Origin of the sequence: Thiothrix subterranea (assembly GCF_016772315.1) — a bacterium.
In the GTDB taxonomy this organism is placed as follows: domain Bacteria; phylum Pseudomonadota; class Gammaproteobacteria; order Thiotrichales; family Thiotrichaceae; genus Thiothrix; species Thiothrix subterranea.
Genome location: NZ_CP053482.1, coordinates 2,820,084 through 2,842,500 on the forward strand (window position 1 = coordinate 2,820,084; position 22,417 = coordinate 2,842,500).

Here is a 22,417-nt window from a genome sequence, read left to right on the forward strand (position 1 = left end):
TGTCTGGGCTGCCTTTCGCATTTATGGCTGTTGTGGCGGATTTTTTGGAGGTTTTGCCGTGACCAATGCAGTGATGCCGACGTATGCACGTATGCCCGTTACTTTCGCAAAAGGCGAAGGTGCGCTTCTGTGGGACACCACCGGTAAACAATACTTGGATGCCTTAAGTGGTATCGCGGTGTGTAACGTAGGTCATGCCCGACGCGAAGTCGCGGATGCCATTTGTGCGCAAGCCCATGAATTGCTGCATACCTCTAACCTCTACCAAATTGAACACCAAGAAGCCTTGGCGGAAAAGCTGTGTGCGCTGTCCGGTTTCGAGAATGTATTTTTTAGCAATTCCGGTGCGGAAGCGAATGAGGCGGCGATTAAGATCGCGCGTTTGTACGGTCACAATAAAGGTGTAGCAATCCCGACCATTATTGTCATGAGCAATGCATTTCACGGGCGCACGATGGCAACCGTTACTGCGACCGGCAACCCCAAAGCGCAACTGGGTTTTGCCCCGTTGGTGGAAGGTTTCGTGCGCGTCGAATACGGCGATGCTGATGCAGTCGCTGCAATGGCAAGCAACCCGAATATTGTCGCGGTGCTGGTTGAACCGGTGCAAGGCGAGGGCGGGATTCGTATTCCTGCCGCTGATTACCTGCCACGCTTACGCGCTATCTGTGATCAGCACGATTGGTTGCTGATGGTGGATGAAATCCAAGCAGGTATGGCGCGTACTGGCACGTGGTTTGCTTTCCAACACAGTCACATTCAACCCGATGTCATGACGCTGGCAAAAGCGCTCGGCAACGGTGTGCCGATTGGCGCGTGTTTAGCTGCCGGTAAAGCAGTCAATGTGTTTGGTCCCGGCAATCATGGCTCGACGTTTGGCGGTAATCCGCTGGCTTGCCGTGCGGCACGTGCCGTGATTGAAGTAATGGAACACGATAACCTGACGGCGCGTGCCGCTGAGTTGGGTGAATATTTCCTGTCACAATTCCGTGAAAAATTAGCGGGTGTGGTAGGGGTGCGCGATATTCGCGGCAAAGGCTTGATGATTGGGGTGGAACTGGAGCGTGATTGCGGTGAATTGGTGAAACAGGCTCTGGAGAGAGGTCTGCTGATCAATGTTACCGCTGGCAATGTTATCCGCTTGTTACCGCCATTAATCATCACCGATGCGCAAGCGGATCAAATAATAACTATGGTCAGTGAATTGGTGCAGGCATTTTTGCACCCCGCTGCTGGAGAGAGAGCCTCATGAAACATAAACCTGTCAGACATTTTCTGACCCTTAGTGATTTTACACCGGTTGAGCTGATCGGCTTGATTGGGCGTGCCATTGAACTCAAAGCCATGTGGAAACGTGGCGAGGCACATGAGCCGCTGCATTTGCGCACGCTGGCAATGATTTTTGAGAAATCGTCCACCCGTACCCGCGTGTCGTTTGAAGCGGGCATGACGCAATTGGGCGGGCATTCCATGTTTTTGTCGCCGAACGACACCCAATTGGGGCGCGGTGAGCCGATTGAAGATTCCGCCCGTGTCATTTCGCGCATGGTGGATGTGGTGATGATCCGCACGTTTGAGCAGGAAAAAGTGGAGCTGTTCGCGGCGCATTCCCGCGTGCCGGTCATCAATGCGTTGACCGATAAGCATCATCCCTGCCAATTGCTGGCGGATATGATGACGTGGATCGAACAGCGCGGCTTACCCAACGGCAAAACCGTGGCGTGGATTGGCGATGGCAATAATATGTGCCATTCGTGGATGGAAGCCGCCAAACTGTTTGGTTTCCACCTGAACGTGGCGTGCCCCGAAGGCTATGATCCTGATGGGGATGTGATCGCGGCAACGGCAGGTTCGGTCACGTTTTTTCGTGAACCCAATGAAGCGGCGAAAGGCGCGGAAGTGGTTGTTACCGATACGTGGGCCAGCATGGGGCAGGAAGCGGAAAAGAAAATTCGCGAAAAAGCCTTTGCTGGCTACCAAGTCACTACCGAGATGATGCAATTAGCAACACCGGATGCGATTTTCATGCACTGCCTGCCTGCGTATCGTGGACTGGAAGTGGCGGCTGATGTCATGGATGGCGCACAAAGCGTGGTTTGGGATGAGGCGGAAAACCGCTTGCACGCGCAAAAAGCCTTGCTGGAAGTATTGGTATGCGGCTTCCCTTCCGGTATGCCGGAGTGACCCCTCAACCCCCCAGCCCCCTCTCCCTCAAGGGGCGAGGGGGAGCAAGAGTTTCTTTTCTTAGCCCCTCGCCCCTTGAGGGAGAGGGGTTGGGGTGAGGGGTTCTTATGCGCATAATCTCCGCTAACACCAACGGCATCCGTTCTGCTGCGAAAAAAGGCTTCTTCGAGTGGATGAAGCAGCAGCAGGCGGATGTCGTGTGCATCCAAGAAACCAAGGCGCAAATTCACCAGTTGGAAGAGGATCGCGCTTTGTTTTTTCCTGAAGGCTATCACTGCTACTACCATGACGCCGAAAAAAAGGGCTATAGTGGTGTGGCAATTTATGCCCGTACTGAGCCGGATGCGGTGATTAGCGGAATGGGATGTGCTGAATTTGATGCGGAAGGGCGTTATATTGAAGCGCGTTTCGGCAATCTGAGCGTGATTTCCTTGTATTTGCCGTCAGGTTCATCAGGGGAAGAGCGTCAGCAGGCGAAGTATCGGTGCATGGATTATTTTTTGCCGTTGCTGGTACAAATGAAGGCTGACGGGCGCGACTTGGTGATTTGCGGTGATTGGAACATTGCGCATCAGAACATCGACATTAAGAACTGGAAAGGCAACCTGAAAAATTCCGGTTTCTTACCAGACGAACGGGCTTGGTTGGACAAGCTGTTCAATGAATTGGGTTTTGTGGATGGTTTCCGTGAAGTGAATCAGGAAGCCGAACAGTATACCTGGTGGTCGAATCGTGGGCAGGCGTGGGCAAAAAACGTTGGCTGGCGGATTGATTACCAGATTCTTACGCCATCACTGAAGGGTAAAGTGAGCGCAGCGGCGATTTACAAGGACGAACGCTTCTCCGATCATGCTCCCCTGAGTTTGGATTATGCTTATGAAATTCCTTGTCGCACTGTTCTTGGTGCTGAGTCTTACACAGGCTAATGCAGCCGAAACGTCGCAGCGCCCCAAAATCGGCCTAGTCCTCGGCGGCGGCGGCGCGGCAGGCGTTTCCCACGTCGGCGTTCTCAAAGTGCTCGAAGCCAACAATATTCCCATCGACGTGATTGCAGGCAACAGCATGGGCGCGATTGTCGGCAGTTTGTACGCCTCCGGCATGAGTGCCGCCCAAATCGAAACCGTGGTGAATGAGTTGGATTGGCTTAGCTTGTTCCGCGATGATGCTTCCCACCAAAACAAGTCTTACCAACAAAAGCAGCAAAGCGCGGACTTTTTCAGTGCCTTCAGCGTGGGCGTGTCCAAAGACGGGGTGAAATTGCCCAGCGGTTTGATTGATGGGCAACGCCTGATGTTTGAATTGCGGCGCTTGCTGAAGCCGGTGGAGCGAGTGAGTGATTTTGACCGCTTGCCGATTCCGTTCCGGGCGGTGGCAACCGATATTCGCACCGGTGAAACCGTGGTGTTGAAACAAGGTAATCTGGCGACGGCGGTGCGGGCGAGCATGTCGATTCCAGGGCTGTTTGCGCCGGTGACGATCGACAAGCGTTTGCTGGTGGACGGTTTGGTGTCGAATAATTTGCCCGTGGATATTGCCAAGCAAATGGGCGCAGATATTGTGATTGTGTCCAGCATTCCCTCAGAAACCAACCGCAAGCTGGATTCTGCGCTGGATATTAGCTTGCAGTCGATGGACTTGTTGATGCGCAAAAGCAGTGCCAGCCAACTCAAACTGATTCGCAAGGGTGTTGATATTCTAATTGAACCGCCCGTTGGGGAGATTGGCAATCTGGCCTTTGATCGGGTGAAAGAAACCATTCCGTTGGGAGTGCAGGGGGCGCAAGCGCAATTACCAGCATTGCATCAATTGGCAGCACTCACGGGGGCAACGCCTCGGCGGGCAGTGGCACAGCAAAACAACCAAGACACGCCGATTCGGGTGGCAGCCGTTCAGCTTGAAAATGAGTCATCCCTGAGTGATAAGTTGGTGCGGCAAAAACTCGGTATCCAGCCCGGTGAGGTGTTGGATGATCAGCGCTTGCAAGCAGGGTTGGAGCGCGTATACGGCTTGGGGTATTTCAGTTTGGTGGATTATCACCTGACGCAACGCCCGGATGGTGATTACGACCTGAAGGTCATGGCGCGTAAGGCGGATCAAGGTGAGCAACGGGTCAGCACCGGATTTGCGTTGAGTGATAATTTCAACGGTGATACCGGGTATCAGGCTGGGGTGAAATACGTGCGTCAAGGGCTGACAGCGCAAGGCACCGAGTTGCGGCTGCAAGGCGTGATTGGTGAACGGATGCTGGCTTCTGCCGAATTGCACCATCCGCTGCAAGATCACAATGCCACGTTTGTTGCGCCGCGTGCTTGGTATCAGGAGCGGGATGCCAGTATTTTGGATGGGGCGCAGCAAGTGGCGGAATTACGCGCGGCTGAAGCAGGCGTTCAAGTGGATGTCGGGCGGGCGTTGAACAATAGTGCGGAAGCGCGTGCCGGAATATTCTTGCAGCGTATTGAACCGGAAGTGAAAACTGGCACGTTAACTTTGCCGGGTGATTCTTTGACCGAGGCGGGGCTGAAATTGCAATATCGGGCGGATACGCTGGATTCGGTGAATTTTCCGACCAAAGGCGGGCGCATGAGTGCAACGTATACACACGGCATCAAAGCCTTGGGCAGTGACACGGATGTTTCGCGCATTGAGTTGGAACGTGAACAGGTGTGGAGCAAAGACAAGCATCGCGTGATTGCCAGTGGGCGACTGGAGGCGAATGCCAATAATGAGGAAGGCTTGTTGTATAGCACGGGCGAGGCATTGCAGACCGGGCGCTTGGCGTTTACCGATAATGATCAGTTGATTGGTAATTACACGCTGGATGGTTCCTTGACGTACATGCGCGAGCTGGCGGAAGTGCCGCAGATTGCCAAAGTGCACGTGGGTGCATCAGTAGGGGCGCGGCAAGCCTGGCAGGAGGCGGAGGATGTGGCCTTGGGCGATTTGCGCGGTACGGGTTCGGTCTTTTTGGGCGGGGAAACACCTGTCGGGCCTGCATTTATTGGGGTGCGCAAAACTCAGGGCTTGGATCAGGAAGCGTATTTTAATTTTGGGCGGGATTTTTAAAGAACCCGTCGTTAGTTAAAGAGGGCGACCAGCCGGTCGCCCCTACATGCACCCTCTGTGTAGGGGCGACCGGCTGGTCGCCCTCTTCATGTTTCTGGTCGCCCCTACATGTTTCAATCGGCGTTATTTCTTCACGCCTTCAATTGACAAAATCATCTCGACTTCTTTAGACGCTGGCCCCAAATCTTTTTCAATGCCGAAATCGGCTAGGGCAAATTTAGTGCTGCCCTCAAACCCACGGCGGAAACCGCCCCAAGGGTCAGCACCCGCACCGATTTCTTTCACGTCGATCGTGATCGGTTTGGTAACGCCGTGCAGGGTTAAGTTGCCTTCCAGCTTGCCGCCGCTGTACTTAGTGCTGACGAATTTGGCTTCCGGGAATTTGGCAACGTCCAGAAAATCTTCACCGCTCAAGTGTTTATCGCGTTCCGCGTGATTGCTATTGACACTGGTGGTGTCTATGGTCACTTCCACTTTAGCCGCGTCGGGTGTTTTCTCGTCGTAGCTGAAATTGCCACTGAATTTGTCAAAACGCCCGTACAGCCAGCTATAGCCTAAGTGTTGGATACGAAACTGGATGAAAGCGTGCATCCCTTCGGTGTCGATGGTGTAATCATCCGCGTGTGCTGCCGAGCCTGTAAACAAACCCAGTGCTAACAGTGAAGTTGCGAGTACTTTTTTCATGTGAATCTCCTTGGTGGATCATTAACCCTTGCCCAACATACGGGTCAAGGTGTTGTCTTTCCAATAAAAATGGTGGATGAAAGCAGCCAGCGCGTGTACGCCGACCAGTAAAATAAACAAGGTTCCGGCAATTTCGTGAATCTCACCCGCGAATTCGCCGCGTTCCTTGCTTTGCGGCAACAGGGCTGGCACTTCAAACCAATCAAACAGGTTAATGCCATGCCCTTTTGCCGTCGAAATCAAATAGCCGCTGATTAGCATCACGATCAGCAAACCATACAACGCAAGGTGTCCCAATTTGCCAAGCGTGTGGGTAAACGTGGGTGCATTGCCCACTATCTGCGGGCGTGGTTGCGCCGTCACCCAAGCCACACGTACCAGCAACAATGCGCCCAATAGCACGCCGATTTCCTTATGCAACCCCGGTAGCGTGTGGTAAAAACGGTCGTAATACTCCAGTTCCACCATGTAATCGCCGACGAAATACATCCCGATCAAAGCCACAGCCATTACCCAGTGCAGCGTAATCGACACCACACCATAAGTCTTTTCCGAATTTCCAATCTGCATAAATCACCTTCTACGGCAAATCGAACACCAAGAATTCCGCTGAATCCGCCATACCAAACAGCAATTCCGTTTCCTCACGAATTTGCAGCGCATCGCCTGCCTGCAACGCTGTGCCGTTCACTTGCAAACTGCCGCGAGCAACATGCACATAAACCGCGCGATTTTCCGGGCGCAGATACGTTACCTGTTCGCCCGCAGCCAAAATGCTGGCGTATAAATTCGCATCGGTATTCATCTGCAACGACCCGTCATGCCCATCCGCTGATACCAGCAATTGCAGCTTGCCGCGCCGTTGTTCCAGCGGAAAATGTTCCTGCGCATACCCCGGTTGAATCCCCGTAAACTTGGGTAACAACCAGATTTGCAGCAAATGTACCGCTTCGGTTTCCGAATGATTGAATTCCGAATGCAAAATCCCACGCCCCGCACTCATGCGCTGTACATCGCCGGGGCGAATCGTGCTGCCATTGCCGAGGCTATCCTTGTGAGACAACGCGCCTGCCATCACGTAAGTGACGATTTCCATATCACGATGCCCGTGCATCGGGAAACCGCCTTTCGCTGCTACCCAATCCTCATTGATCACCCGCAGCGATGAAAAATGCATCCGTTCGGCATCGTAATAATCGCTAAACGAAAAGCTGTGGCGGCTATCCAACCAGTCGTTGGTGAATGCCCCGCGTGAATCTGCACGAATAAGTTCCATAACCTGCTCCTTGAAACCGTCTTTACCTGAGTAAAAGAATAAGGTTTAATGGATTTTTGATAAAGACACGAAAACTACATTAACTCTCAACGGGAGGTTAACAATGAGTCGCTTGGATTACATGGCTAATTTTGTTGCTGTCGTCGATAAGGGAAGCATTACCGCCGCCGCCGATCAACTGGAACTCACGGTGGCTGCCGTCAGCAAACGCTTGAAAATGTTGGAAACTGAGCTGGGAGTACGCCTGCTGACCCGCAATACCCGCCAACTGTCTTTGACCGAAGCAGGGCATTATTACTACCAACACTGCCGCGAAATTCAGGAAGAAGTGAACCGCGTCGATCAACATTTGCTGGCGATGCAGGGCAAACTCAGTGGCGAGTTACGCATCAATATGCCGATGACTTACGGCAAAGTACGCCTCACGAAATTGCTGATTCGCTTTTTGCAGCAACACCCCGATATTCACCTGACCGCGCATTTGGACGATGCTTATACCGACGCGGCGAGTGGTGATTACGATGTGGTCATCCGTATCGGCGTGCTAGACGATTCGCGTCTGGTGGCTCGTAAGCTGGAAAATGCTTACTTGCTGCCCGTCGCCGCGCCCGCCTATTTGCAAACCCACGGCACACCGCAAACGCCTGCCGAGTTAGCGCAACACCCATGCCTGCATTACACCAACGTCAGTCACCGCGAAGGCTGGACGTTTTATGATCAAGCCGGAAACGCCAGCAATGTGCAAATACGCGGGCAATTATGCGCCAATAACGGTGAAGTGCTGAAACAAGCCGCCATCGCAGGCATGGGCGTTGTGCTCCTGCCTGATTTTGAATTGATCGCGGCGTTGGAAAAAGGCAAGTTAGTGCGGATTTTACCAGACTATTCCGCGCAAACCGTATCGGTCTACGCGGTTTATCCCACGCGCCAATTCCTGCCGGAAAAGACACGGGCGTTGGTGGAGTTTTTGATCCATGCTTTGCAGGTAAGTTGAATTACGCTACGCGGCGTTTCTGCCAAAAGTAATAGGCGATAATCAGTACGGCAACGAACGCTAATGTTGCTAAGGTAATGGTCGTCAGGTTCTCTTTCAGCAAGGCTTGGTTGTCGCCAATAAAGTAACCAAGGAATGCCAGAATCATGACCCACAAGCCTGCACCTAAACCGGTGTAAAACGCGAACATGGGGATATTCATCCGTGCCAAACCCGCAGGTAGAGAAATGTACTGGCGCACGGCGGGAATTAAACGCCCGGTAAACGTGGAAATATGCCCGTGTTTGGCAAAGAAGGTTTCCATGCGTTGCAGAGTTTCCTCCTTAAACATCACGTATTTGCCGTAACGCACCAAGAAGGGTCTGCCAAATTTAACTGCCAGCCAATAATTGAATAATGCTCCGGTAAGGCTGCCGCCAATCCCCGCAGCAATGGCTAACCAAATATTCATTTTCCCTTGGTGTGCTAAATAGCCTGCCGGAATCATTGCCACTTCACTAGGAAAGGGAAAGAAACTGGATTCAAGAAACATCATTACAAAAATGCCGGTGTAGCCCCAGCCGTGTACCGCATTGACGATCCAGTCAATAATTTCATGCAACATGTAAAACCCTTGCGTTATAAATGGTCAGAAGCGTAATCCGCCAAGCGTGAACGTTCGCCGCGTTGCAGCGTGACGTGTCCGCCGTGTTCCCAGCCCTTGAAACGATCCACCACATAAGTCAAACCGGAGGAAGTTTCGGTTAAATATGGCGTATCAATCTGCGCAATATTCCCCAGGCACACCACTTTTGTCCCCGGCCCTGCGCGGGTAATCAAGGTTTTCATCTGTTTGGGGGTGAGATTTTGCGCTTCGTCGATAATGATATACCGATTCAGGAAGGTTCGACCACGCATAAAATTCAGTGATTTAATCTTGATTTTGCTCATGAGAAATTCATCGGTGGCACTGCGACCCCATTTGCTGCCGCCACTGGGCTGGGTGAGGACTTCGAGGTTATCCATGAGCGCACCCATCCACGGTGCCATTTTTTCCTCTTCCGTACCGGGTAAAAAGCCGATGTCTTCGCCGACTGGCACGGTGACACGGGTCATAATGATTTCTTTGTACAGTTGCTCATCCAGCAATTGTGCCAAACCGGCGGCGAGTGTCAGCAAGGTTTTGCCTGTGCCTGCTGCGCCTAACATCGTGACGAAATCAATGTCAGGATCCATCAGCAAATTTAGGGCGAAATTTTGCTCGCGGTTACGGGCGGTAATCCCCCAGACGGCGTGGCGTGGTTCGGTAAAATCGCGGATGGTTTCAATAATGACGTGATCGAACGTTTTTTTACGCACAATCGCTTGAAACGGTTGATCGCCCGGTAAGGCTAGGAAATGCCCCGGTAGCCATTCGTGCGTCAATGGACCGAACAGTTTGTAGAAGGTATGCCCGTGCTCTTTCCAGGATTCCATTTCCTTGTTGTGCGCTTCCCAGAAGTCAGAGGGCAATTCGTGGAAACCCGTGGGCAACAAGTCGGCATCATCCAACACTTGGTCGTTGAAATAATCTTCCGCTTTCAAGCCCACAATCGTGGCTTTAATGCGCAGGTTGATGTCTTTGGAGACCAAAATCACGTCACGTTCGGGGTATTTATCCCGCAAGCTCAGCGCGACGGTGAGGATGGTATTGTCGGGTGAGTCCCCCGGCAACCCTGTCGGTGCGGGATAATCCAGCGCCTCGGTTTGAAACAGCAGTTTGCCGCTGGGCGCTTTGCCATTACCAAACATCGGGTTGCTAGAGAGCGGTACACCGGAGTGAATAGCATCGGCACCGGCGGCGGAAATCAAATCATCCATAAAGCGGCTGACTTGACGCACATTACGCGCCACTTCCGACACGCCTTTTTTGCTGTGATCCAGCTCTTCCAACACCACCATGGGCAGGAAAATATCGTGTTCTTGGAAGCGGAAAAGGGCGGTGGGGTCGTGCATCAGCACGTTAGTATCGAGGACAAATAAGCGGTTTACGTGGGTATGGGGGGCGTGTGCTGGACTCATGATACTCCTTAAGGTCATATTGTAAGCATTATTTTAGGTGTTTAAACCAGCGCTTGCACCGCTGCCAATACTGCCGCAACGTGTGTTTTCACCGACACTTTGCGCCATTCGTGCCGCAACACACCCTGTTTGTCTATCAGAAACGTGCTGCGTTCAATACCGAGTACCTGTTTGCCATACATATTTTTCAATTTGATGACATCGAACAGTTTGCAGGCGATTTCATCCACATCCGCCAGCAGCTCAAAGGGAAAAGCTTGTTTCGCTTTGAAATTCTCATGCGATTTCACACTATCCCGCGAAATGCCAAAGACCACGGTGTCGGCGGCTTGGAATTCTGCATACGCATTGCGGAAATCTTGCCCTTCGGTGGTACAACCGGGCGTGCTGTCCTTAGGGTAAAAATAGAGGACAACGTTGGCTTTTTCCTGAAAATCGGATAGGCGGAAGGTTAGGCCGGAAGTAGCGGCGAGGGTGAAGTCAGGTACGGGTGTGCCGAGGCTTGGGGTAGTCATACAGTTCTCCTTTCGTGTAACACTTGTGTTTCATTACCTGCCTCAGTAGTATGCTGTCAAATTATTTTTTGGAGACTTGCATGTTTCGCGGCAGTATGGTGGCACTCATAACCCCGATGAAAGCCAATGGCGACGTGGATGAGGCAGCGTTGGAAGCTCTGGTAGCCTTCCATCTGGAAAACGGCACCGACGCTATTGTGGCAGTCGGTACAACCGGCGAGTCGGCAACCTTGAATTACAAGGAACACCGACATGTCATGAAACGTGTGATTGATTTGGTGGCGGGTAAAATTCCGGTCATCGCAGGCACAGGCTCGAATAGCACCGCCGAAGCGATTGAAATGACTGAAATCGCCATGCAAGATGGCGCAGATGCTTGCTTGCTGGTGACGCCTTACTACAACAAGCCGACCCAAGAAGGTTTGTATCAGCATCATAAGCTGATTGCGGAACGGGTAGCGATTCCCCAAATTCTTTACAATGTACCGGGACGAACCGCTTGCGATATGTTGCCAGCGACGGTTGAGCGATTGGCGGCGATCCCCAATATCGTCGGTATTAAAGAAGCGACAGGTAATCTGGAACGTGCCGCCGATATTTTACAACGTTGTGGCGACCGCATTGACTTGTACAGCGGCGATGACGCGACGGCCATGGAATTGATTCTGATGGGCGGCAAAGGTGATATTTCTGTCACTGCCAACGTTGCCCCCAAGGCAATGCATGAAATGTGTGCTGCTGCTTTAGCGGGCGATCGGGCAACAGCAAGCCGTATCAATGCTACACTAGCAGCATTGCACACCGATTTGTTCCTTGAACCCAACCCAATGCCGGTAAAATGGGCATTGGCGAAAATGGGTTTTGGGGATGAACGCGGCATACGTTTACCGCTTGTCCCTTGTTCTGAGGCTATTAAGCCCCAAGTGCTGGCAGCCATGCGTCAAGCCGGTATTGAGTGTTAGTTTTCTAAACGGAATAGACAATGAGTTCCATGAATATGCTTCTTCTGTCACGTCCAGTGGTGGTTATCGGTTCAGCACTGATACTGTCTGCTTGCTCCGGCTTGAACATTGATTCAGTCGGTGATCGGGTGGATTACAAAAACAATAAAAGCGTTAATTCGCTAGAAGTTCCCCCGGATTTGAATGCGCCGGACTATGACCCGACTTATGCCACCATTCCCGGTGGTTCGGTGAGTGCGGCGGCGTTGGCTCGCGGTGAGGCGCAACAAGGTAATGCGGTGGTGTTGCCGACCAATGCTGCAATTCAGCTTATGCGTGAAGGCAATGTGCGTTGGCTACAGGTCAATGCTCCCGCTGAAGCGGTCTGGCCGAAATTGCACGAATTTTGGCGGGCAATGGGTGTGGCTGTTAAGCGTGATGAGCCGCGTGTTGGCATCATGGAAACCGATTGGGCGGAAAACAAAGCTGAAATTCCATTGGATTTCATCCGTAAAACCATCGGCAAGGCACTTGAAGGCATGTATGACGCTGGAAGTCGTGATCGCTTTAAAATTCGGTTGGAACGTCCTGCTGCTCAAGCGACCAATATCTACCTTAGTCATGAACGTGCGGAAGAATCCGTCAGTGGCACTGGGGTAAAATGGCAATACGCGCCAGCAAGACCTGAGTTGGAAGCAGAAATGCTGAACCGCTTGATGGTTTTCCTGCAAGGTGGTGATGCCACTGCTAACGCTCAGCCTGTAGCAGAATCGAAGTTGACCGCTGTGCAAGTCGCCATGACGCAATTGGAAGGCGGGCAACCCGGTTTGGTAGTGGGTGGTGCGGCTAATGATGTCTGGATTCGTACCGGCGTGATGCTGGGGCGGATTGGCATGAGCATCGAAGGGCAGCAGCGTGCAAATGGTGTTTACCTTGCCAGTTACGACGGTGATAACAAAGATAACAAGCAAGGTTTCTTTAGCCGTTTGCTCAAGTCCGATAAAGACATGTTGAAAGTTGGTGGCAAATACCAGGTACAAATCTCTGATGCGGGCAATCGTAGCTTGATTACGGTTGGCGATGCTGATGGCAGCCCATTGAAACCAGCAGTAGCCACCGAACTGCTGGAGCGCCTCAAGTCTGAATTTGAGCGCTAATGCTGCGGTTTGCTTCCCTCGGTAGCGGTAGCAAAGGCAACGGTACACTCATCGAGTCCGGCAAAACTCGCATTTTGCTGGACTGTGGTTTTACCTTAGGTGAAACCGAGCGGCGTTTACACCGTCTTGGTTGCCCGCCTCAATCTCTCACGGCAATTCTCATTACTCACGAACACGGCGACCATGCCGCTGGTGTGGGAAGGCTCTCGCGCCGCTACAACATTCCTGTATGGTTGACGGTTGGCACTTATCATGCGATGCGTGATGTTAAGTTTGCTCAAACGCATTACATCAATGTCCATCAGGCGTTGGAAATTCAAGATTTGCAGATCACGCCTTTCCCCGTTCCTCACGATGCCCGCGAACCATGTCAATTTGTGTTTAGCAATGGCAATCATAAATTAGGCATTTTGACCGATGTCGGTAGCCATACCCCGTTAATTTTACAAATGTTGCAGCGCTTGGATGCACTTATGCTGGAGTGCAATTACGACGCCGTTATGTTGGCGAATGGTGTTTACCCACCATCACTTAAAGCACGGGTTGCCGGGCGTTACGGTCATTTGGATAATAAACAGTCTACTTATCTGCTGGAGCAATTGGATCTCAGTCAGTTGCAGCACCTTGTTGGAATGCATCTCAGCGAGAATAACAATTTGCCGAATTACGCCTACCAAGCATTGTGTGCTGGAGCGGGATGTGAGCAAGGCTGGATTCAGCTTGCAAATCAAGCGGATGGGATAGATTGGTTGGATATTCGCTAAAAACTTTCAGAAAAGTTTCATAAAAGTAGTTGACGGCCTCTGACTGGCCTGTATAATGCGCCGCTCACTCAGGGCAAAAACGCTCTGAAACAAAAGCAGAATCAGTGACTTAGGTTGTGTGTTTTGCTTTTAGAGTCCGAAAGAATTTTGAAAAAGTGTTTGACACGAACCTCAAAAGCCTTTAAGATTCGCCCCTCGCTGCTTAGAGAGCAGTGCGCAGATTAACAAAAGAAGCCAGAAAACTTGTGTGGGGGCTTGTGATTGTGTCGAGAGGCATAAGAAGCAAGCAACCATTGAGTTCACGTTAATGTAATTTATACGTAATTTCGATGGATTTGCTCTTCAATTTCAAACGATAAAGATTGAACTGAAGAGTTTGATCCTGGCTCAGATTGAACGCTGGCGGTATGCTTAAGACATGCAAGTCGAACGGAATCTTCGGATTCAGTGGCGGACGGGTGAGTAACACGTGGGAATCTACTGAGTAGTGGGGGACAGCCCGGCGAAAGCCGGATTAATACCGCATACGCCCTACGGGGGAAAGGCGCAAGCCGCTATTTAATGAGCCCGCGTAAGATTAGCTAGTTGGTAAGGTAAAGGCTTACCAAGGCGACGATCTTTAGCTGGTCTGAGAGGATGGCCAGCCACATCGGGACTGAGACACGGCCCGGACTCCTACGGGAGGCAGCAGTCGGGAATATTGGACAATGGGCGCAAGCCTGATCCAGCAATACCGCGTGTGTGAAGAAGGCCTGCGGGTTGTAAAGCACTTTCAGTTGGGAAGATAATGACGTTACCAACAGAAGAAGCACCGGCTAACTCCGTGCCAGCAGCCGCGGTAATACGGAGGGTGCAAGCGTTAATCGGAATTACTGGGCGTAAAGCGTGCGTAGGCGGTTTATTAAGTCAGATGTGAAATCCCCGGGCTCAACCTGGGAACTGCATCTGATACTGGTAGACTAGAGTGTGGGAGAGGAGAGTGGAATTTCCGGTGTAGCGGTGAAATGCATAGAGATCGGAAGGAACATCAGTGGCGAAGGCGACTCTCTGGACCAACACTGACGCTGAGGCACGAAAGCGTGGGTAGCAAACAGGATTAGATACCCTGGTAGTCCACGCCGTAAACGATGTCAACTAGCCGTCAGGCCCGCTTTAGGGTTTGGTGGTGGAGCTAACGTATTAAGTTGACCGCCTGGGGAGTACGCTCGCAAGAGTAAAACTCAAAGGAATTGACGGGGGCCCGCACAAGCGGTGGAGCATGTGGTTTAATTCGATGCAACGCGAAGAACCTTACCTGGTCTTGACATGTAGTGAACTTAGCAGAAATGTTTTGGTGCCTTCGGGAACACTAACACAGGTGCTGCACGGCTGTCGTCAGCTCGTGTCGTGAGATGTTGGGTTAAGTCCCGCAACGAGCGCAACCCCTATCCCTAGTTGCCAGCACGTAATGGTGGGAACTCTAAGGAGACTGCCGGTGACAAACCGGAGGAAGGTGGGGATGACGTCAAGTCATCATGGCCCTTATGACCAGGGCTACACACGTGCTACAATGGGTGGTACAGAGGGAAGCGATACCGCGAGGTGGAGCAAATCCCAGAAAGCCATCCGTAGTCCGGATCGGAGTCTGCAACTCGACTCCGTGAAGTCGGAATCGCTAGTAATCGCGAATCAGCATGTCGCGGTGAATACGTTCCCGGGCCTTGTACACACCGCCCGTCACACCATGGGAGTTTGTTGCACCAGAAGCAGGTAGTCTAACCGCAAGGAGGGCGCTTGCCACGGTGTGGCCGATGACTGGGGTGAAGTCGTAACAAGGTAGCCGTAGGGGAACCTGCGGCTGGATCACCTCCTTTACGAGAAACGTCGCTCACACGATCACAAGTTCCCACACAAGTAGTCTGGCAGACCGCATTTATTGCAAGTGCTCTAGTACCGAATCGGGTCTATAGCTCAGTTGGTTAGAGCGCACCCCTGATAAGGGTGAGGCCGGTGGTTCGAGTCCACCTAGACCCACCACTCTTGCATCGCAAAGGTTATCGGGGCCATAGCTCAGCTGGGAGAGCGCCTGCCTTGCACGCAGGAGGTCGTCGGTTCGATCCCGTCTGGCTCCACCACTTTCTGATTCATCTTGAATCGAAAGGCATTGCAATAAATGTACACACCACGGTAACTTCAGAAGTCACCGCAAAGCAGCCCTTTGGGCTGCTTTGCACTGGCTTTTGTCAGTTCAACCTAAGTCATAGGTCGTTCTTTAACAAAATGGAAAAATATCAAGGCGAAATGTATAACTGAGAAGATTATATATCTCAAGATTGATCGTTACGAGATTATAGACACTCTGTAACCCGAGTTTACCGCACAAAAGGTAGTAGACTGTTTCGGGTTATAGGATCAAGTGACTAAGCGTACACGGTGGATGCCTTGGCAGTCAGAGGCGATGAAGGACGTTATAGCATGCGATAAGCTACGGTTAGCCTGCAAATTGGCATTGACCCGTAGATTTCCGAATGGGGAAACCCACCACTTTTGTGGTATTCCGAAAGGAAAGCGAACGCAGGGAACTGAAACATCTAAGTACCTGTAGGAAAAGAAATCAACCGAGATTCCCCCAGTAGCGGCGAGCGAACGGGGAACAGCCGAATCTCTTTAATGTAGTGGAATGGTATGGAAAGGCCAGCGATACCGGGTGATAGCCCCGTACACGAAACGTTATAGAGGACATATTAAGTAGGGCGGGACACGTGAAATCCTGTCTGAAGATGGGGGGACCATCCTCCAAGGCTAAATACTCCTGACTGACCGATAGTGAACCAGTACCGTGAGGGAAAGGCGAAAAGAACCCTGGTGAAGGGAGTGAAATAGAACCTGAAACCGTGTACGTACAAGCAGTGGGAGCCCTCCGGGGTGACTGCGTACCTTTTGTATAATGGGTCAGCGACTTACTTTCAGTGGCAAGCTTAACCGATAGGGGAGGCGTAGCGAAAGCGAGTCTGAACAGGGCGTTCAGTCGCTGGGAGTAGACCCGAAACCGAGCGATCTATCCATGGCCAGGTTGAAGGTGCCGTAACAGGTACTGGAGGACCGAACCCACTCCCGTTGAAAAGGTAGGGGATGAGCTGTGGATAGGAGTGAAAGGCTAATCAAGCTCGGAGATAGCTGGTTCTCCTCGAAAGCTATTTAGGTAGCGCCTCGTGTATCACTCCTAGGGGTAGAGCACTGTTATGGCTAGGGGGCCCTGACCGGCTTACCAACCCATTGCAAACTCCGAATACTAGGAAGTGCGAGCACGGGAGACAGACAGCGGGTGCTAACGTCCGTTGTCAAAAGGGAAACAACCCAGACCGCCAGCTAAGGTCCCCAAGTTGTGGCTCAGTGGGAAACGATGTGGGAAGGCACAGACAGCCAGGAGGTTGGCTTAGAAGCAGCCATCCTTTAAAGAAAGCGTAATAGCTCACTGGTCGAGTCGGCCTGCGCGGAAGATTCAACGGGGCTTAAGCCACACACCGAAGCTGCGGACTTGAAGCAATTCAAGTGGTAGAGGAGCGTTCTGTACGCCTGTGAAGGTGAACTGGAAAGTTTGCTGGAGGTATCAGAAGTGCGAATGCTGACATAAGTAACGACAAGACGGGTGAAAAACCCGTCCGCCGAAAGCCCAAGGTTTCCTGCGCAACGTTAATCGGCGCAGGGTTAGTCGGCCCCTAAGGCGAGGCAGAAATGCGTAGTCGATGGGAAACAGGTCAATATTCCTGTACCGGCACTAACTGCGATGGGAGGACGGAGAAGGCTAGGACAGCAACCTATTGGATGGTTGTTTAAGCGTTTAGGTGGGATTCTTAGGCAAATCCGGGAATCTGTTAACACTGAGGCGTGATGACGAGGTACTACGGTACTGAAGTGTTTGATGCCATGCTTCCAAGAAAAGTCCCTAAGCTTCAGGTTAGTGCTGACCGTACCCCAAACCGACACAGGTGGGCTGGATGAGAATTCCAAGGCGCTTGAGAGAACTCGGATGAAGGAACTAGGCAAAATGGTACCGTAACTTCGGGAGAAGGTACGCCCGCGCAAGCGGGCCGCAGAGACCAGGCCGCTGCGACTGTTTATCAAAAACACAGCACTCTGCAAACTCGAAAGAGGACGTATAGGGTGTGACGCCTGCCCGGTGCCGGAAGGTTAATTGATGGGGTTAGCGCAAGCGAAGCTCTTGATCGAAGCCCCGGTAAACGGCGGCCGTAACTATAACGGTCCTAAGGTAGCGAAATTCCTTGTCGGGTAAGTTCCGACCTGCACGAATGGCGTAACGATGGCGGCACTGTCTCCATCCGAGACTCAGTGAAATTGAAATCGCTGTGAAGATGCAGTGTACCCGCGGCTAGACGGAAAGACCCCGTGAACCTTTACTATAGCTTTGTATTGAACTTTGAACCTACTTGTGTAGGATAGGTGGGAGACTATGAAACCGGAACGCCAGTTCTGGTGGAGTCGTCCTTGAAATACCACCCTGGTATGTTCGGAGTTCTAACCCAGGCATCACAATGCCGGGGACAATACATGGTGGGTAGTTTGACTGGGGCGGTCTCCTCCTAAAGAGTAACGGAGGAGCGCGAAGGTGTGCTAATCACGGTCGGAAATCGTGAGGTTTGTGTAAAGGCATAAGCACGCTTGACTGCGAGACAGACAAGTCGAGCAGGTACGAAAGTAGGTCTTAGTGATCCGGTGGCTCTGCATGGAAGGGCCATCGCTCAACGGATAAAAGGTACTCCGGGGATAACAGGCTGATTCCTCCCAAGAGTCCATATCGACGGGGGAGTTTGGCACCTCGATGTCGGCTCATCACATCCTGGGGCTGAAGCAGGTCCCAAGGGTATGGCTGTTCGCCATTTAAAGTGGTACGCGAGCTGGGTTCAGAACGTCGTGAGACAGTTCGGTCCCTATCTGCCGTGGGCGTTGGAGATTTGAGGGAAGCTGACCTTAGTACGAGAGGACCGGGTTGGACGAACCTCTGGTGTTCCTGTTGTCACGCCAGTGGCATTGCAGGGTAGCTATGTTCGGACGGGATAACCGCTGAAAGCATCTAAGCGGGAAGCCCCTCCCAAGATGAGATCTCCCTGACTCCTTGAGGGTCCTAAAGGGCCGTTGGAGACTACGACGTTGATAGGCTGGGTGTGGAAGTGCAGTAATGTATGTAGCTAACCAGTACTAATTGCCCGTGAGGCTTGATCCTATAACCCAAAACGGTCTACTAGAGATATAGAATCGTGTAGATGTTACCTCGGTAACACGCTACCAGACCTCAGTTATTAAGTATCCCTGATATTTTTCCAGATTAGGTTGAGAAGGCTGCCTAGGCACTCCCTTCTCAACCTTGCCAGTTTGCTTGGTGTCCATAGAGCTGTGGAACCACCTGATCCCATCCCGAACTCAGAAGTGAAACGCAGCATCGCCGATGGTAGTGTGGGGTCTCCCCATGTGAGAGTAGGTCAACGCCAAGCACTATTCCGAAAAGCCCTGTATTAGTTAACTAATCACAGGGCTTTTATTTCCTCGCAGCATTAGGTTTTCTTAGTGTTTCGAGCAAATAAAAACTGAAACTTAAATGTCTTGACAGCTTGTCCTGATTCATTTAAGATTCGCCCCTCGCTGCTTAGAGAGCAGTGCGCAGATTAACAAAAGAAGCCAGAAAACTTGTGTGGGGGCTTGTGGTTGTGTCGAGAGGCACAGAAGCAAGCAACCATTGAGTTCACGTTAATATATTTTATACGTAATTTCGATGGATTTGCTCTTCAATTTCAAACGATAAAGATTGAACTGAAGAGTTTGATCCTGGCTCAGATTGAACGCTGGCGGTATGCTTAAGACATGCAAGTCGAACGGAATCTTCGGATTCAGTGGCGGACGGGTGAGTAACACGTGGGAATCTACTGAGTAGTGGGGGACAGCCCGGCGAAAGCCGGATTAATACCGCATACGCCCTACGGGGGAAAGGCGCAAGCCGCTATTTAATGAGCCCGCGTAAGATTAGCTAGTTGGTAAGGTAAAGGCTTACCAAGGCGACGATCTTTAGCTGGTCTGAGAGGATGGCCAGCCACATCGGGACTGAGACACGGCCCGGACTCCTACGGGAGGCAGCAGTCGGGAATATTGGACAATGGGCGCAAGCCTGATCCAGCAATACCGCGTGTGTGAAGAAGGCCTGCGGGTTGTAAAGCACTTTCAGTTGGGAAGATAATGACGTTACCAACAGAAGAAGCACCGGCTAACTCCGTGCCAGCAGCCGCGGTAATACGGAGGGTGCAAGCGTTAATCGGAATTACTGGGCGTAAAGCGTGCGTAGGCGGTTTATTAAGTCAGATGTGAAATCCCCGGGCTCAACCTGGGAACTGCATCTGATACTGGTAGACTAGAGTGTGGGAGAGGAGAGTGGAATTTCCGGTGTAGCGGTGAAATGCATAGAGATCGGAAGGAACATCAGTGGCGAAGGCGACTCTCTGGACCAACACTGACGCTGAGGCACGAAAGCGTGGGTAGCAAACAGGATTAGATACCCTGGTAGTCCACGCCGTAAACGATGTCAACTAGCCGTCAGGCCCGCTTTAGGGTTTGGTGGTGGAGCTAACGTATTAAGTTGACCGCCTGGGGAGTACGCTCGCAAGAGTAAAACTCAAAGGAATTGACGGGGGCCCGCACAAGCGGTGGAGCATGTGGTTTAATTCGATGCAACGCGAAGAACCTTACCTGGTCTTGACATGTAGTGAACTTAGCAGAAATGTTTTGGTGCCTTCGGGAACACTAACACAGGTGCTGCACGGCTGTCGTCAGCTCGTGTCGTGAGATGTTGGGTTAAGTCCCGCAACGAGCGCAACCCCTATCCCTAGTTGCCAGCACGTAATGGTGGGAACTCTAAGGAGACTGCCGGTGACAAACCGGAGGAAGGTGGGGATGACGTCAAGTCATCATGGCCCTTATGACCAGGGCTACACACGTGCTACAATGGGTGGTACAGAGGGAAGCGATACCGCGAGGTGGAGCAAATCCCAGAAAGCCATCCGTAGTCCGGATCGGAGTCTGCAACTCGACTCCGTGAAGTCGGAATCGCTAGTAATCGCGAATCAGCATGTCGCGGTGAATACGTTCCCGGGCCTTGTACACACCGCCCGTCACACCATGGGAGTTTGTTGCACCAGAAGCAGGTAGTCTAACCGCAAGGAGGGCGCTTGCCACGGTGTGGCCGATGACTGGGGTGAAGTCGTAACAAGGTAGCCGTAGGGGAACCTGCGGCTGGATCACCTCCTTTACGAGAAACGTCGCTCACACGATCACAAGTTCCCACACAAGTAGTCTGGCAGACCGCATTTATTGCAAGTGCTCTAGTACCGAATCGGGTCTATAGCTCAGTTGGTTAGAGCGCACCCCTGATAAGGGTGAGGCCGGTGGTTCGAGTCCACCTAGACCCACCACTCTTGCATCGCAAAGGTTATCGGGGCCATAGCTCAGCTGGGAGAGCGCCTGCCTTGCACGCAGGAGGTCGTCGGTTCGATCCCGTCTGGCTCCACCACTTTCTGATTCATCTTGAATCGAAAGGCATTGCAATAAATGTACACACCACGGTAACTTCAGAAGTCACCGCAAAGCAGCCCTTTGGGCTGCTTTGCACTGGCTTTTGTCAGTTCAACCTAAGTCATAGGTCGTTCTTTAACAAAATGGAAAAATATCAAGGCGAAATGTATAACTGAGAAGATTATATATCTCAAGATTGATCGTTACGAGATTATAGACACTCTGTAACCCGAGTTTACCGCACAAAAGGTAGTAGACTGTTTCGGGTTATAGGATCAAGTGACTAAGCGTACACGGTGGATGCCTTGGCAGTCAGAGGCGATGAAGGACGTTATAGCATGCGATAAGCTACGGTTAGCCTGCAAATTGGCATTGACCCGTAGATTTCCGAATGGGGAAACCCACCACTTTTGTGGTATTCCGAAAGGAAAGCGAACGCAGGGAACTGAAACATCTAAGTACCTGTAGGAAAAGAAATCAACCGAGATTCCCCCAGTAGCGGCGAGCGAACGGGGAACAGCCGAATCTCTTTAATGTAGTGGAATGGTATGGAAAGGCCAGCGATACCGGGTGATAGCCCCGTACACGAAACGTTATAGAGGACATATTAAGTAGGGCGGGACACGTGAAATCCTGTCTGAAGATGGGGGGACCATCCTCCAAGGCTAAATACTCCTGACTGACCGATAGTGAACCAGTACCGTGAGGGAAAGGCGAAAAGAACCCTGGTGAAGGGAGTGAAATAGAACCTGAAACCGTGTACGTACAAGCAGTGGGAGCCCTCCGGGGTGACTGCGTACCTTTTGTATAATGGGTCAGCGACTTACTTTCAGTGGCAAGCTTAACCGATAGGGGAGGCGTAGCGAAAGCGAGTCTGAACAGGGCGTTCAGTCGCTGGGAGTAGACCCGAAACCGAGCGATCTATCCATGGCCAGGTTGAAGGTGCCGTAACAGGTACTGGAGGACCGAACCCACTCCCGTTGAAAAGGTAGGGGATGAGCTGTGGATAGGAGTGAAAGGCTAATCAAGCTCGGAGATAGCTGGTTCTCCTCGAAAGCTATTTAGGTAGCGCCTCGTGTATCACTCCTAGGGGTAGAGCACTGTTATGGCTAGGGGGCCCTGACCGGCTTACCAACCCATTGCAAACTCCGAATACTAGGAAGTGCGAGCACGGGAGACAGACAGCGGGTGCTAACGTCCGTTGTCAAAAGGGAAACAACCCAGACCGCCAGCTAAGGTCCCCAA

14 protein-coding genes, 4 tRNA genes and 5 rRNA genes (1 of these 23 running past the window's edge) are annotated in these 22,417 nt (G+C 51.9%); 17 read left to right on the top strand and 6 right to left on the bottom strand.

The features are described 5' to 3' along the window. Window positions 1-58 precede the first annotated feature (58 nt). The 4 genes from HMY34_RS14035 to HMY34_RS14050 all read left to right on the top strand — a co-directional run bounded on the left by HMY34_RS14035 (window position 59) and on the right by HMY34_RS14050 (window position 5,247). A complete protein-coding gene (locus HMY34_RS14035; RefSeq protein WP_228287866.1) occupies window positions 59-1,252 on the top strand; it encodes an aspartate aminotransferase family protein in 1,194 nt (397 codons plus the stop codon). Beyond that, window positions 1,249-2,184, top strand: coding sequence for an ornithine carbamoyltransferase (gene argF / locus HMY34_RS14040; protein WP_202716091.1), 936 nt, complete (start codon window positions 1,249-1,251; stop codon window positions 2,182-2,184). The genes HMY34_RS14035 and argF overlap by 4 nt, the downstream gene beginning before the upstream one ends. 107 nt (window positions 2,185-2,291) lie before the next feature. Then, window positions 2,292-3,110, top strand: a complete 819-nt coding sequence (locus HMY34_RS14045) for an exodeoxyribonuclease III (protein ID WP_202716092.1) — start codon at window positions 2,292-2,294, stop codon at window positions 3,108-3,110. Beyond that, window positions 3,061-5,247 (top strand): patatin-like phospholipase family protein, encoded by a 2,187-nt coding sequence (locus HMY34_RS14050; protein WP_202716093.1) that lies wholly within the window; start codon window positions 3,061-3,063, stop codon window positions 5,245-5,247. The genes HMY34_RS14045 and HMY34_RS14050 overlap by 50 nt, the downstream gene beginning before the upstream one ends. A gap of 123 nt (window positions 5,248-5,370) precedes the next feature. Here the strand turns inward: HMY34_RS14050 and HMY34_RS14055 are convergent, their stop codons facing one another. From HMY34_RS14055 to HMY34_RS14065, 3 genes are read right to left on the bottom strand one after another with little or no spacing between them, the layout of a single operon-like run. After that, entirely contained in the window at window positions 5,371-5,931 is a 561-nt protein-coding gene (locus tag HMY34_RS14055; RefSeq protein WP_202716094.1) for a YceI family protein, read from the bottom strand. Window positions 5,932-5,952: 21 nt separating this feature from the next. Next, on the bottom strand, window positions 5,953-6,501 hold the full coding sequence (locus tag HMY34_RS14060; protein ID WP_202716095.1) for a cytochrome b: 549 nt from the start codon (window positions 6,499-6,501) through the stop codon (window positions 5,953-5,955). A 10-nt stretch (window positions 6,502-6,511) separates the two neighbouring features. Continuing rightward, window positions 6,512-7,207 carry a pirin family protein gene (locus tag HMY34_RS14065; RefSeq protein ID WP_202716096.1) on the bottom strand — a complete coding sequence of 232 codons (696 nt, stop codon included), beginning with the start codon at window positions 7,205-7,207 and terminating at the stop codon, window positions 6,512-6,514. Window positions 7,208-7,310: 103 nt separating this feature from the next. On the opposite strand from HMY34_RS14065, the gene HMY34_RS14070 reads away from it, so the two are divergent. Then, complete coding sequence (locus HMY34_RS14070) at window positions 7,311-8,201, top strand: LysR family transcriptional regulator (RefSeq protein ID WP_202716097.1); 891 nt, start codon at window positions 7,311-7,313, stop codon at window positions 8,199-8,201. Between the two features lies 1 nt (window position 8,202). On the opposite strand, the gene HMY34_RS14075 is transcribed toward HMY34_RS14070, so the two are convergent. The 3 genes from HMY34_RS14075 to HMY34_RS14085 are packed head-to-tail and all read right to left on the bottom strand — an operon-like array spanning window position 8,203 to window position 10,756. Further along, window positions 8,203-8,805: a DedA family protein gene (locus HMY34_RS14075; protein ID WP_202716098.1), complete on the bottom strand. Its 603-nt coding sequence runs from the start codon at window positions 8,803-8,805 to the stop codon at window positions 8,203-8,205. A gap of 14 nt (window positions 8,806-8,819) precedes the next feature. Next, on the bottom strand, window positions 8,820-10,241 hold the full coding sequence (locus HMY34_RS14080) for a PhoH family protein (protein WP_202716099.1): 1,422 nt from the start codon (window positions 10,239-10,241) through the stop codon (window positions 8,820-8,822). Window positions 10,242-10,282: 41 nt separating this feature from the next. Further along, a complete protein-coding gene (locus HMY34_RS14085) occupies window positions 10,283-10,756 on the bottom strand; it encodes a peroxiredoxin (protein WP_202716100.1) in 474 nt (157 codons plus the stop codon). Window positions 10,757-10,836: 80 nt separating this feature from the next. Here HMY34_RS14085 and dapA point away from each other — a divergent pair, with 80 nt between their 5' ends. The 12 genes from dapA to HMY34_RS14145 form a co-directional block, all read left to right on the top strand. After that, entirely contained in the window at window positions 10,837-11,718 is an 882-nt protein-coding gene (gene dapA, locus HMY34_RS14090; protein ID WP_202716101.1) for a 4-hydroxy-tetrahydrodipicolinate synthase, read from the top strand. A gap of 29 nt (window positions 11,719-11,747) precedes the next feature. Beyond that, window positions 11,748-12,854: an NlpB/DapX family lipoprotein gene (gene bamC, locus HMY34_RS14095; protein ID WP_202716102.1), complete on the top strand. Its 1,107-nt coding sequence runs from the start codon at window positions 11,748-11,750 to the stop codon at window positions 12,852-12,854. Continuing rightward, entirely contained in the window at window positions 12,854-13,618 is a 765-nt protein-coding gene (locus HMY34_RS14100) for an MBL fold metallo-hydrolase (RefSeq protein WP_202716103.1), read from the top strand. The genes bamC and HMY34_RS14100 overlap by 1 nt, the downstream gene beginning before the upstream one ends. 364 nt (window positions 13,619-13,982) lie before the next feature. Next, window positions 13,983-15,471: ribosomal RNA gene (locus HMY34_RS14105) — 16S ribosomal RNA — on the top strand. Between the two features lie 86 nt (window positions 15,472-15,557). Then, window positions 15,558-15,634, top strand: a tRNA-Ile gene (locus tag HMY34_RS14110). Window positions 15,635-15,656: 22 nt separating this feature from the next. Further along, window positions 15,657-15,732 (top strand) — tRNA-Ala (locus HMY34_RS14115). Between the two features lie 275 nt (window positions 15,733-16,007). Next, window positions 16,008-18,839, top strand: a 23S ribosomal RNA gene (locus HMY34_RS14120). Between the two features lie 152 nt (window positions 18,840-18,991). Then, window positions 18,992-19,107 (top strand): 5S ribosomal RNA (gene rrf, locus HMY34_RS14125). 313 nt (window positions 19,108-19,420) lie between these two features. Further along, a 16S ribosomal RNA gene (locus HMY34_RS14130) occupies window positions 19,421-20,909 on the top strand. Window positions 20,910-20,995: 86 nt separating this feature from the next. Next, window positions 20,996-21,072, top strand: a tRNA-Ile gene (locus tag HMY34_RS14135). Between the two features lie 22 nt (window positions 21,073-21,094). Beyond that, a tRNA-Ala gene (locus HMY34_RS14140) sits at window positions 21,095-21,170 on the top strand. Between the two features lie 275 nt (window positions 21,171-21,445). Continuing rightward, window positions 21,446-22,417 (top strand): 23S ribosomal RNA (locus HMY34_RS14145) (it continues 1,860 nt past the right edge of the window). The 16S, 23S and 5S rRNA genes sit together here with 4 tRNA genes alongside, the layout of an rRNA operon.